The sequence below is a fragment of the Halodesulfovibrio sp. MK-HDV genome (genome assembly GCF_009914765.1).
Lineage (GTDB): Bacteria > Desulfobacterota > Desulfovibrionia > Desulfovibrionales > Desulfovibrionaceae > Halodesulfovibrio.
The window spans coordinates 277,962-291,350 of sequence record NZ_WYDS01000002.1; the positions used below are offsets into that span (position 1 = coordinate 277,962).

Sequence of the window (13,389 nt, forward strand, 5' to 3'; positions counted from 1 at the left end):
GTGTTGCAACCGTAATTCATTATAAAATAAAGTGTGTTGCGAGTGTTCTACATAACTTTTTTCTACTTTTTGCGCTCAGCCTTCGCAACTTAAAGAGCGCGCAACCACGCAAGGAGTTCGTAATGGATATGAAACTTCCAACTCATGCTCAGGTCGTCATTATCGGCGGTGGTATTGTCGGGTGTAGTACCGCATACCATCTCGCAAAAGCTGGCTGGAAAGATGTTATTTTACTAGAACGCAAATCTATTGCGTCCGGTACAACATGGGCAGCAGCAGGTCTGCTGGCACAACTCCGTCAGAACCGTCAGATGTCCAATCTTGTAAAGTACGCAACAGAACTTTACTCCACGCTAGAAGAAGAAACCGGAATGCCTACCGGCTATGCAATGACCGGTGCTATATCAGTCTGCCAGACAGAAGATCGCGTTAAAGAATACTTACGTGGCGCAGCACGTGCTCGTGCGTTCGGCATCGATATGCACATGATCAGCAAAAGCGAAGCATTGGACATGGTTCCTGGTATGAACCTCGACAGCTGTCTCGACGAGGTATTTTATCTGCCGAATGATGCTCAGATTAACCCGGAAGATAGTGCACAGGCACTTGCTAAAGGTGCTCGCATGAATGGCGTGCGTATCTTTGAAGATACACCTGTTACAGACATCATTACCAAGAACGGCGAAATTGCTGGTGTAAGCACAGAAGAAGGCGACATTGTTTGTCAGTACGTTGTTAACTGTGCCGGTATGTGGGGTCGTCAGATTGGTAAGATGGCGAAAGTCAGCCTGCCATTGCACGCAGCAGAACACATGCACGCAGTAACAAAGCCAATTGAAGGCTACAAAGATATTTTCCCATGTGTTCGTGACTTTGATGGGTATACCTATTTTAAAGCAGAGCACGGCGGCCTTCTCTTCGGTGGTTTTGAGCCTGTTGCGAAGGCATGGGGTCAAAAAGGCATTCCTAAAGATTTCAAATTTACAGCACTTCAAGAAGACTGGGATCAGTTTAACCCGTTCCTCGAATGCGCTCTTGACCGTTTCCCTGCAATGGAAACTGCCGAGATTCGCCATCTTGAAGTTGTACCAGAAAGTTTCACACCGGATAACGCATTCATGCTCGGTGAAGCACCACACGTTAAAAACCTCTTCATCGGTTGTGGTATGAACTCCGTTGGTATCGCATCCTCCGCTGGTGTAGGTCGCGCTATCACCCAATGGATGACAGACGGCAAACCTGCTGAAGAACTCTGGCCTGTTGATGTACGCCGCTTCTACTCATGGCAGCAGAACAGCAGTTACCTTGAAGAACGCGTAACTGAATCTGTAGGCATTCTCTACGAACAGCATCTTCCATACAAACAGCGCACCACCGCTCGTAACATTATTCACTCTCCTCTGCATGACAGATTGGTAGAAGCGGGCGCAGCATTCAGCATGGTAGCTGGCTGGGAACGCGCAGACTGGTTCGCACCAGAAGGCGTAAAGCCGGAACACGAATACGACTGGGATGCGCCAAACTGGATTCCTTATCAGAAGGAAGAGCATCTTGCTGTCCGCGATAATGTAGGCGTGTACGACATGTGTGCCATGTCTAAATTCATCGTACAGGGCAAAGATGCAGAAGAAGCTTTACAGCACGTTTGTACCAACGACATCAGCGGCCCTGTTGGTAAGGTTACCTATACCCCTGTTGTGAACGAGCTTGGCGGCTTTGAGATGGACATTACTGTCACTCGCATTGCGGATAATGAGTACTTCATTGTTTCTACTGCCAACACCACAACACGCGACATTGACTACTTCCGCCGCAATTTCCCTGCATACGCAAATGCAACGGTGACAGACGTAACGCATGGCTGGGGTATGCTCGCAGTTATGGGACCTAACGCCCGTAAGGTTCTTGAAAAAATTACTTCCGAAGACCTTTCTAATGAAGCCTTCCCGTTTGCAACCGCGAAGTTCATGGATGTCGGTTACGCCCGTCCACTTGCTATCCGTATGTCTTATGTTGGTGAACTTGGTTGGGAACTCTACGTGCCGACCAACTTTATGCTTAATATGTACGACCGCATTATGGACGCTGGTAAAGAATTCGGCATCCGCAATGTTGGCATGCAGGCAGTTAACTCCCTGCGTAGCGAAACTGGCTACCGTCACTGGGAAAACGATCTCACACCGGACGACACGCCGTACGAAGCGGGTATGGGCTTCGGCGTAAAATTAGCCAAAGGTGACTTCATCGGCCGCAGCGCGTTGATGATTCAAAAAGCACGTCCGCTCGGTAAACGTATGATTCAGGTAGTGCTTGGCGACCCCAAAGCTAAAATTTACGGTAACGAACCTGTATACCGTAACGGCGAAATTATAGGCGAAATTACTTCCGGTTCTTATGCCTTTAAACTTGGTGCGGCTACCGGCTTTGCATATGCCAACCGTGAAGACGGCGAGCAGCTAGACCTTGCCTGGATTAATGACGGCACATGGGAAGTGGAAGTTCAGGGTAAAATGATTCCTGCCTCCACAAGCCTGGCAGCCCCGTACGATCCTAAAAACCAGCGCGTGCGCATGTAACTAACAAGACCAATAAATTGAAAAAGCTGCCATAACACAGCTTTTCAAGTATCCCAGAGCTTCCGCCGAGCGCGGCGGAAGCTCATCCCTAGCCTGCACGCATATTTAGGAGAATCATATGCAGATTTATGTATGTGTTAAGCATGTGCCAGATTCCGGCGCTCTTATAGAACTTGATGGAGCCACCTCCTTTGTAGAGGGCAACGTAAAATTTATCCCGAACCCATTTGATGAATACGGAATTGAAGAAGCTCTTACCCTTAGCAAAGAACACGGCGGAGAAGTTGTTATTGTCTGTGCCGGTAACAATGGCGCTACCTCATCCATTCGTGCCGCCCTTGCGATGGGTGCAACCCGTGCAATTCATGTTGTCACAGACGGACAGTTCACCAATTCTACAACCATAGCAAAGGCATTTGCTCAGGCTATTACTCAAGATGGCACAGCTGATCTCATTTTCACAGGGAAGCAGAGTATCGATAGTGAAGGCGGACAATTCCCGTATCGCCTCGCTAAAGAGCTTTCAATGCCTGTTATTAATGATGTTACCGGACTTGCACTGTCTGACAGCACAGCATCTCTTACTCGTGAAATTGGTGGTGGCATCCGGCAGCACATCACGGCCGCACTTCCTTGCGTTATCGGCGCAACACGCGGGCTTAACGAACCTCGTTACCCTAAATTACCTGACATTATGAAAGCCAAAAAGAAGCCAATTCAACAGCTTCCTGTGGATACACTTTCTTTAGGTGAATCACCGTCTGCTGTTCTCAGCAATCTGGAGATGGTTCCGGAACGCGCTGGTGCCAAAATGCTTGAAGGTGATGTTTCTGCACAAATTGCAGAGCTGCTTCGCACACTACGTGAAGAAGAACGGGTACTTTAAGGGAGGTTGTTATGACTAAATCTGCTGTAATTCTTGAAACAGATGCAAGCGGCGTTAAAGAAGCCGTATTTGCCGCTATCACCGTAGCTGCTGCTTCCGGCGATGTAATTGCTCTTACTACCGCCAGTGCAGATTCCGTTCAGGCTTCCTGCGCAGAATACGGCGTCACTCAACTCATCAGCATTAATGCCGGATGTGACCTTGATGCTCATCCCGATGCCCGCGCTACAGCGTTTGCAGAATGCATCAAGGCACACGGTATTACCGACGTTATCGCCATTAATTCCATGGAAGGTAAAGATCTGTTGGCACGTATGGCTGTAATTCTTGATGCTGCACTTACTACTGACTGCCTCTCTATTGATGTAGCAGAGCGTTCTGTAAAGAAAAGCTACTTTGCCGGTAAGGCGCTGGCTACATTGACCCTTCCGGGTGACATAGCCCTCTACGGATTGCGCCCAAACGCAGTAGTCGCAGTAGCGGCACCGTCTACACCTGCCTCCGAAGATTTCACCGCTTCTGTCACAGCAGAAGGCATAGTGATTACGGACATACAGGGCGGGGAAGGGGCGTCTACAGACCTTTCCGAAGCATCAGTCATCGTGGCAGGTGGTCGCGCTGTGGGTGATTCTTCCGGTTTCGATATTTTAAACGAACTGGCGTCAACTCTTGAAGCCGGTGTAGGTGCATCTCGCGCGGCAGTTGATGCAGGCTATGCAGCTCACTCCATGCAAGTCGGGCAAACAGGGAAAACAGTCAGTCCCAACCTGTACATTGCATGTGGCATCTCTGGCGCCGTGCAGCACTATGCAGGCATGAAGACATCTAAAGTTATTGTCGCCATCAATAACGATAAGGATGCACCAATATTTAGCAAATGTGACTACGGCATTGTTGGGGACATCTTCGATGTTGTGCCGCAGTTAACCAACGCTCTTAAATAGTTTTTGCAGTGCGGTACGGTGGAATTGTGATGTGGCTTCCTTCTTCGGGCTCCACCGTACGCAGCACTCTTTCTAACTATGTTGAGAGCAACTATAAATGGCAACAAGATGGCGGATTATCCGTCTGTTTGCGGTCAGTGCACTGGAAAAAGGGATAATTAGGCTGTTGGTAAAGTCATTACTATTCGTATGAACGGATATAATGATGTCTTCCAGTAACTCGGTTGTTGATTGTTGTTGTGGTAGCAAAATCTCCTTTTATCGGCTGTCACTGACCGCAAGCTCTCATACTGTTTTTACGCAAATTCATTGCCTTATGACGCACGTACAGAGTTTTTTCTCTGTCATACGCAGGACAGAAGAACCATGACGGAACTATATATCAGTATTAAACAACTTCTTGTAGCGGCACTGCTCATTGCCTCATTTTCGTTTTTTGCGATAAAAGTACGACGTCTTATTGCGCTGATGCAAAGCGTTAAAGGCGAAGCACCACAATTTTTACCGGCTACATCTGAAGCTAACACTGAAATCGCACCGCCAATGGAGCGACTCAAGATTTTGTTTTCAGACGTACTCGGTCAGACAAATGTCCGACGAAAACTGGGCATAGGCCTCGCCCATACTGCTATTTTCTTCGGCTTCCTGCTTATTCAGCCTCACTCGCTGGAGATGATGATCCGCGGTATTTTTCCCGCATTTTCTCTCCATTCCCTGTTGCCGACGGGTTACACCATTTTTCTGGCACTTGCAGACTGGCTTGCTTTTGCCAGCCTCATAGGCTTCGGCTACGTGGCGTTTCGCCGTGTGGTTCTCAAGCCGGCATACCTGCCTAAGAGTCAGGATGCATGGGTGATTATAGCCTTTACCACTATCATTATAGTTACATTTTTCATCCTGAACGCATTGGCAACCATATCAACATACGCTGCTAATGGTCATGTCCTCAGCGGCGTTCCTATCTCCAGTGCTGTTGCAAGTTTGATGGGGATGAAAAGCTGGTCGCCGGCTACCTTACAGGTAACTTTTGAGCTGACATACTGGGTACATTTACTCACCATTATGGCGTTTTTACTCTTCATCCCGAGTTCCAAGCACCTGCACCTGCTTGCAGCCGTACCAAACGTGGTACTCAAGCCAGCCAAACTGGAAAAATCCATCGCAAAAACAGATATCGAAGATGAAGATGCTGAAACATTCGGGCTTGGCTTTATTAACGAGCTGAACTGGAAGCAAGTGATGGATCTCTACGCCTGTACAGAATGCGGACGCTGCGAAGAGCAATGCCCGGCTGCTAAAACAGGCAAGGCATTATCTCCACGTGAGTTTATCCACTCAGTTAAATCTGAACTGTTCGATAACGCTGATGCGCTGCTGGAAGGCAAACAGGAATTTGAGCCGTTGGTTCGCGAAGGCGGGCATGTGCTTGCAGAACAGATATGGGACTGTACTACCTGCAGAGCGTGTGAAGAAGCATGTCCTGTAAACATTCAGCATCTGGATATCATGTTCGAAGCACGCAAGTATCAAGTGCTTATGGAAGCAGCATTTCCGGCAGAGTTGAACGATACGTTCACAAATATCGAGAATCAGTCCAACCCATGGGGCTTCCCGACCGCCAGTCGTGGCGACTGGGCGAAAGAATTGAACATCCCGCATATATCGGACGCACCGGATGCTGAAATTATCTACTTCGCAGGCTCTGCCCTGAGTCTTGATGACCGCGGTAAAAAAGTCTCTCAGGCGCTTATGAAAGTGCTGAAGGCTGCCGGAGTCAAAGTAGCCATCCTCGGTGTAGACGAGCAGGATTCAGGTGATGATGCACGCCGCTGCGGTAACGAATATCTCGCACAAATGACCATGCAATCGAATGTGGAAGTGCTGAATGAATATGGTGTGAAAAACATCCTCACGGCTTGTCCGCATACCTATAACATCCTCAAGAACGAATATCCGGAATTCGGTGGTCTCTACAATGTAGTGCACCATTCCGAATACTTGCTGAAACTTCTCAATGCAGGACGCCTTACTGTTCCTGCCGGTGATCTCGGCTCTATAACATACCATGACTCCTGTTACCTTGGACGCTGGAACGGCATCTTTGAGGCACCGCGAAATCTGCTTAAGCAGATTAACAACAACACACCTATAGTTGAGATGGCTGCATCCCACGAAAAAGGCATGTGCTGTGGTGGCGGTGGCGGCAGAATGTTTATGGAAGAAGATACAGGCGAACGCATCAATGTTGTTCGCACAAAACAGGCAGTTGAAACAGGCGCACAGACCGTTGCTGTTGGTTGTCCATACTGTCTCACCATGTTCTCCGATGGTCTCGGCGAACTGGAAACAACTGCCACAGCCAAGGACATTGCGGAAATTCTGGCAGAAAAACTTGAGGCATAGAACGTACGAAAATACGCAGCCTGTGCCGCTAAGTTGTGCAACGCAGAAACCGCTGCCCAAAATCAATACCGCAGGCCGCCCCTGAAGCACACAGCTATCGGGCTGCGGTATCAATCACTACCCAAACTGAAACGGGAATCAACATACCACTATTGATTCCGTTGTGGCTGACGTAGCCGAAATAACACGAGGGAAGCCTTCTTCCCACCCCCTGACATCCAGAAGATACACGCTATGCTAGTCACTTCCCTGCAACCGTAACGATACCAGAGGAGGAAAACGAACACACAGGCTTTCGGTACTTCCAGAAAATGGAGCTCATATGAACTTTTTTCCTATGAGACGAAACGATGCAGATTATAATAAGGAGATGTTTTATGACTTGCAGAAAAGTGACTGTGTTATTGTGTACTTTCGTTTTAGCGTTATTTTTGACAACTGGCGCAGAAGCCAGACAACAGGTTAAATATTTGCAGTCCTGTCCTGCAACTTCCTTTGAAACCACATGTGAAGGGAAATCAGTCAGTACGTATCTGGGCGGTTTGGACTACCTAATGAAGGAGCACTCCAAGCTTAGAGGCAAATATGAACTCAAATTTGTGGGCAACGTTTTTACCAGCCCATCGGACTGTCTTACTGCGGTAGCATCCGGCGGTGGCCAGATGACTTACACTGCACCGCAGTTTCTTGAGCAGTATGATCCAGCATGGAAGCTGATTACAGCACCTGGTCTTTTTAAAAACTTTGATCATTTCCTGCGCACAATGGATACCCCAGCATGGAAGGCTCGCATAGAAAAGCTGAGCAAAAAGAATGGTGTTACCATCATTAAGTGGATGGCAAGCATCGGCGACTTCTACCTTTTCACCAACAAAGGTCCTATTAAAAGCATGGAAGACGTTGTAGGGCAGAAAATCCGTTACAACGGTGCACAGGGGTATGCTGCTGCTCTTAGAAAATTCAACACAACCGGTATTGCTCTCCCATATACTGAAGTTGTGTCCAGTCTCCAAACTAACATGGTAGACGGTCTGCTTAGTGAAATTTTTGCTAGCGACTACTACGATCTGCCGCGTTACACCAAATATCTTGTTCCAATTTCATGGGGCATCGCACCAATGGCTATGGTTGTTAATACCGGCTGGTGGGAATCCCTTCCTGCTGAAGAGCGTGCTATTTTCGTGCAGGCTCTCGAGATGCCAAGTATCTACAAGCATTTCGAAAAACTTCAGGTCGAAGAAGTTAAAAATTGGGACAAAAACCCAGAGACCGAACTCGTTGTTCTTAGCGCAGAAGAACAAGAAAAATGGCGCCAGAGCCTTGTAAAATCTACTGTTGAATTTTCCAAGGATCTTCCACCTGAACTCATGCAGGCTGTTCTTAACACTCAAGAATAGCAATCTGTACATCAAATAATGAAGCGGGGCACGTGCCCCGCTATACCGCAACAGAGTCGCATCTTGTTCACATTATGACTTGTAAGGATATCGCATGAGTACTGATTGGAAAAAACGCTGTAAGGCTTTCAAAGATGGTTGGATTGTATTTTTCAGTTATGTCCTCTTCCTGGCAATCACCATCAACTTTTTAGAAATTGTCATGCGTGTTCTATTCAACTCATCAGTCGATCTGATGTTTGATTTACCCACATGGCTCACCACATGGTCTATGGTGCTTATTTCTGGAATGATCCTGTTAGATAATGAGCATCTGTGTATCGAAGCAATTCGCAGTAAACTTTCCGGAAAGCCTGCAAAGGTTCTGGATTTTATTAACAATCTGCTTACCACTCTCTTTGCTGCCATCGTCACATATTCCGGCATTATGTTTGTGAAACAGCTCTACGTATTTGATACAGCTTTTACCCGTATTATAACCATTCCTAAATGGATGGTGGAAATCTGTATTCCTATCGGAATGGGCGTGTTTACTATCTGTGCGATCATCAAAACGGTTCAAGATCTCAGAAAAAAATACACTGATGAGTAAGTTGATTACTATCATTATCTTTCACGTAGCCTACCCTTTGGGAGGATTAGTTACATGAGTCCGTTAGAATATTTCGCCCTAGCTTCCATCGCGCTGTTGTTTCTTATGGGCACGCCTCTTACGGTTGCTTTCAGTCTCGGCTCCATAATTATTCTTATTGAAAGCATGGGGCTGCCAATTAACAACCTTGCGCAGTTATTCTTCTCTGCGATGAACTCATACACGTTGCTTGCTATGCCGTTCTTTATTCTCGCAGGTAACGTTATTCTGCGATGCGAAGGCGTAAAACATTTACGTGACTTCCTTAACAGAATGGTTGGTCACCTTCCCGGTGGCATGGCAGCAGCTATCATTATTTTTGCCGCATTTTTAGGTTCCGTTTCCGGCTCCGCTACTGCCTGCCTTGCCATTATCGGAACAATTTTTGTGCCTATGATGGTTGAATCCGGTTATTCGCGTCCGTTCGCATCCGGTCTTACTGTTACATCCGCAGGACTTGGAGCGGTTATCCCGCCAAGCATTTTCTTTATTGTTTTTGGTTCCGCAAACCGTATCCCTATTGCAGATCTTTTCATGGGCGGCATTGGCCCCGGGCTTCTTGCTGCCACACTCATGATTATCACTGCGATTGTCATTTCGAAAAAACGCGGATTCAAAAGTACCACCGTAGCCACAAACGCAGAGCGCTGGGATTCCTTTAAAAAAGCATTCCCTCTTGCCCTCATGCCTATCATTGTGCTTGGCGGTATCTACTCCGGTCAATTCAGTCCTACACAGGCCGCTGCCGTATCCGTATTCTATTCATTATTCATGGCTAAAATTCTCTACAAAAAGTTCTCTAAAAAGGACTTTGTAGATTCCATCGTCAGCACCGCAAGACTCAGTAGTATGATCTACTTCCTCGTGGTCGGTGGCGAGCTGTTCGGTAAGGTGCTCGGCTACATTGGTTTGCCGCAGCTTATCGCCCAGTGGGTTATCGACATGAACTTGGGGCCGGTTGCCTTCCTGCTTATGGCGCAGGGCATTCTGCTTTTTATGGGCTTCTTTTTCTCATCCTTCCCAATGGTAATCATCGTGCTGCCACTCTTCCTGCCAAGTGTTTACTCTCTCGGCATTGATCCGGTTTTATACGGCGCACTGGCTATTTTCTGTTCCATCATCGGTGAAGTAACGCCGCCAATGGGGCCTCAGCTATGGATTGCCGCTCCGATATGTAAGGAAAAGATAGGAAACATAATGCGCGAGTCGTGGGTCTTCCTTGGGGTGCAGGTTTTTGCTCTCATACTCACCACGCTCTTCCCGGCAATCAGCCTGTTCCTTGTAAATTTCATTCGCTAGCTTATCCGCGATTCGAATGATCACATATTTTGTACCATAACTCATCGATCTATTTTTATGTAACGGAGAAGAAAAATGGCAGAAACTGCTACTGAATTCAAAAATGAACATACTACGTTAGATCCGAAAAATCATGCAGATTGGGAAGTTGCTCAGGATGCAGAAACACGGATGAAAACAATCTATGCTATTGCAGCCGAGATGGGACTTACAGAAAAAGAGCTGCTCCCATACGGTCATTATATGGGAAAAATTGATTACCGCGCCGTGCTTGGTCGTTTGAGTGATAGACCTAACGGAAAGTACATTAACGTAACCGCCATTACTCCGACTCCACTTGGCGAAGGCAAGTCTACAACGACTATCGGTCTTGTGCAGGGACTCGGAAAACGTGGAAAGAAATCTTCTGCTGCTATCCGTCAGCCTTCCGGTGGACCTACCATGGGAGTTAAAGGCGGCGCAGCCGGTGGCGGGCGTTCCCAGTGCATTCCGCTTACACCTTTCTCACTGGGTTTTACCGGTGATATTAACTCCATCATGAACGCACATAACCTCGCAATGGTAGCTGTTACTTCACGTATGCAGCATGAACGTAACTACGATGATGAGAAGTTGGAAAAACTCTCTGGAATGAAACGTCTTGATGTTGATCCTACCCGCGTGGAAATGGGCTGGGTAATCGACTTCTGTTGTCAGTCGCTGCGGAATATTATCATCGGCATGGACGGCGTGAACGCTCAGCGTGACGGTTTCATGATGCGTTCCAGATTTGATATTGCTGTTTCTTCTGAAGTAATGGCAATTTTAGCAGTAGCGAAAGACCTTACAAACCTTCGTGAACGCATGGCTAAAATCATCGTTGCGTACGACAAGAATGGTAAGCCGCTTACTACTAAAGATTTTGAAGTTGACGGCGCTATGACCGCATGGATTGTAGAAGCTGTTAACCCTAACCTTATTCAGACTCTGGAAGGACAGCCTGTTATCGTACACGCTGGTCCGTTTGCAAACATTGCAATCGGTCAGTCCTCCATTATCGCAGATCAGGTTGGTCTTAAACTTTCTGAATACCACGTAACAGAATCCGGCTTTGGTGCGGACATCGGTTACGAAAAATTCTGGAACTTGAAATGCCACTACTCAGGTCTTAAGCCTGATGCAGCGGTTGTTGTTGCTACTATCCGTGCACTTAAGTGTCACGGTGGTGCTCCAGTACCTTTCCCGGGTAAACCTCTTCCTGTTGAATACAATGGCGAGAACGTTGAGTGGGTAGAAAAAGGGTGTGCCAATCTCCTGCACCACATTGATATCGTGAAAAAGTCTGGGGTTTCTCCTGTTGTTTGTATCAATGCTTTTGTTACCGATACTGATGCAGAAATTGCAAAAGTACGTGAACTTTGTGAAGCAGCCGGTGCCCGTGTAGCGCTTTCCCGTCATTGGGAACATGGCGGTGACGGTGCGTTAGAGCTTGCTGATGCAGTCATTGCGGCTTGTGAAGATGAAACAGAATTCACCCCGCTATACACATGGGATATGCCAGCTCGTGAACGTATCGAACGCGTTGCTACCGAAGTATACGGTGCGGAAGGAGTAGACTTCTCAGCAGAAGCACTCAGAAAACTTGCCGCCATCGAAACGAATAATGACATGAGCAAGCTTGGCATGTGCATGGTTAAAAGCCATTTGTCCCTGTCTGATGATCCATCAAAGAAAGGTGTTCCTTCCAATTGGCGTCTTAACATCCGCGATGTGCTCATCTTTGGCGGCGCAGGATTCTTTGTTCCGGTAGCAGGTGCTATTTCACTTATGCCGGGTACAGGTTCTAACCCGTCATTCCGCAGAATTGATGTGGATACCGAAACTGGAAAAGTGCAGGGCTTGTTCTAGGAAGAGTTTTTTCAGGAGAAGATCATGAGTGCGGAAATTATTAGCGGAACCGAGATGCGGGCGGCAATTCTGGATGAATTGCGTGTAGAGGTCACAAAAATGAAGGAGCAGCACGGCGTTGTTCCGGGGCTGGTAACCATTCTTGTCGGCGCAAATCCGGCATCCCTCAGCTATGTAACGCTGAAAGTAAAAACGGCGTTAGGTCTTGGGTTTCATGAAATTCAAGACGATCAGCCGGAAGATATTACGGAAGAAGCGTTGTTGCAGCTTATTGATAAGTATAACAATGACAATTCAATACACGGTATTCTTGTGCAGTTGCCTCTACCTAAGCATATCAATGAAGAGAAGATCATTAACGCTATCGATCCAGGCAAGGATGTGGACGGATTCCATCCGGTAAATCTGGGTCGAATGGTATTGGGCGACAGAGATGGTTTTTTGCCATGTACCCCTTACGGTATTCAGGAAATGATCATTCGTTCCGGTACAGAAACGAGCGGAGCGGAGACAGTTGTTGTCGGGCGTTCTAATATTGTCGGAAAACCTATCTCCATTATGATGGGGCAGAAAGGCGAGGGAGCGAACAGCACTGTAACCATGGTGCATACGCGAACTCAGGATTTAGAAGCACATTGTAAGCGCGCAGATATTCTTATTGTTGCTGCTGGCGTTCCGGGGCTTGTGAAGCCGGAATGGATTAAGGCTGGGGCAACTGTCATTGATGTGGGCGTAAACCGTATTGGCATGTCGGATTCCGGCAAAGCCATTTTAAGCGGCGATGTTGCCTTTGATGAAGCAAAGCAGATTGCAGGAAAAATTACACCGGTTCCTGGTGGGGTTGGTCCTATGACCATTGCCATGCTTATGAAAAATACAGTGAAGTCGGCGAAAAAACATATTGAAAAAGCCTAACTTAGCTACAGCCTTAAGCCCAATAGACCGTAGCTAGTCCCACGTAAAGCCGCTAACTGCAACGAGTTGGCGGCTTTTATTACTTAGTCTTTTAAACAGTAGTCGCAGTCTAAAAAGTTTTGCCTTAATGCTGTTTTCGTCAAATCACAAAACAGCAAGCCAGCTCCCTTCGCGTCTCCCCACATGATAAAAAACGTATTGGAATCGCGTCAAAAAGGGGTCAAGGGGCGAGCCCCTTGCGGATGCAAGGCAGAGCCTTTGCCCGTCGGAGACTCGCCGAAGGCAATCATGATGCACTACTGTGGAGGAACCATGAGCTGTTGTAGTGAAGAAATTTCTCAAGAAATGTGGAAAGAGGTTGATTGTGTTATCGAGCGCCATCGTGAAACTCCCGGAGCGCTGATTACAGTACTTCGCGAAGCACAAAATGTTGTGGGTTGGTTCCCGCAGG

9 protein-coding genes are annotated in these 13,389 nt (G+C 47.4%); all 9 read left to right on the plus strand.

Annotated features, from left to right (window positions below):
- The first annotated feature begins 122 nt into the window (after positions 1-122).
- The 9 genes from MKHDV_RS02655 (at position 123) to folD (ending at position 12,938) form a co-directional block, all read left to right on the plus strand.
- On the plus strand, positions 123-2,576 hold the full coding sequence (locus tag MKHDV_RS02655; protein ID WP_160711991.1) for an FAD-dependent oxidoreductase: 2,454 nt from the start codon (positions 123-125) through the stop codon (positions 2,574-2,576).
- 118 nt (positions 2,577-2,694) lie between these two features.
- Entirely contained in the window at positions 2,695-3,462 is a 768-nt protein-coding gene (locus tag MKHDV_RS02660; protein WP_160711993.1) for an electron transfer flavoprotein subunit beta/FixA family protein, read from the plus strand.
- An 11-nt stretch (positions 3,463-3,473) separates the two neighbouring features.
- Positions 3,474-4,406 carry an electron transfer flavoprotein subunit alpha/FixB family protein gene (locus tag MKHDV_RS19105; protein WP_305794735.1) on the plus strand — a complete coding sequence of 311 codons (933 nt, stop codon included), beginning with the start codon at positions 3,474-3,476 and terminating at the stop codon, positions 4,404-4,406.
- Positions 4,407-4,772: 366 nt separating this feature from the next.
- Positions 4,773-6,809 carry a (Fe-S)-binding protein gene (locus tag MKHDV_RS02670; protein ID WP_160711995.1) on the plus strand — a complete coding sequence of 679 codons (2,037 nt, stop codon included), beginning with the start codon at positions 4,773-4,775 and terminating at the stop codon, positions 6,807-6,809.
- A 377-nt stretch (positions 6,810-7,186) separates the two neighbouring features.
- A complete protein-coding gene (locus tag MKHDV_RS02675; RefSeq protein WP_160711997.1) occupies positions 7,187-8,206 on the plus strand; it encodes a TRAP transporter substrate-binding protein in 1,020 nt (339 codons plus the stop codon).
- A 94-nt stretch (positions 8,207-8,300) separates the two neighbouring features.
- Positions 8,301-8,798, plus strand: a complete 498-nt coding sequence (locus tag MKHDV_RS02680; RefSeq protein WP_160711998.1) for a TRAP transporter small permease — start codon at positions 8,301-8,303, stop codon at positions 8,796-8,798.
- 54 nt (positions 8,799-8,852) lie between these two features.
- Positions 8,853-10,136: a TRAP transporter large permease gene (locus tag MKHDV_RS02685; RefSeq protein ID WP_160711999.1), complete on the plus strand. Its 1,284-nt coding sequence runs from the start codon at positions 8,853-8,855 to the stop codon at positions 10,134-10,136.
- 75 nt (positions 10,137-10,211) lie between these two features.
- Positions 10,212-12,023, plus strand: coding sequence for a formate--tetrahydrofolate ligase (locus MKHDV_RS02690; RefSeq protein ID WP_160712001.1), 1,812 nt, complete (start codon positions 10,212-10,214; stop codon positions 12,021-12,023).
- Positions 12,024-12,047: 24 nt separating this feature from the next.
- On the plus strand, positions 12,048-12,938 hold the full coding sequence (gene folD, locus MKHDV_RS02695) for a bifunctional methylenetetrahydrofolate dehydrogenase/methenyltetrahydrofolate cyclohydrolase FolD (RefSeq protein WP_160712003.1): 891 nt from the start codon (positions 12,048-12,050) through the stop codon (positions 12,936-12,938).
- The last annotated feature ends 451 nt before the right edge of the window (positions 12,939-13,389 follow it).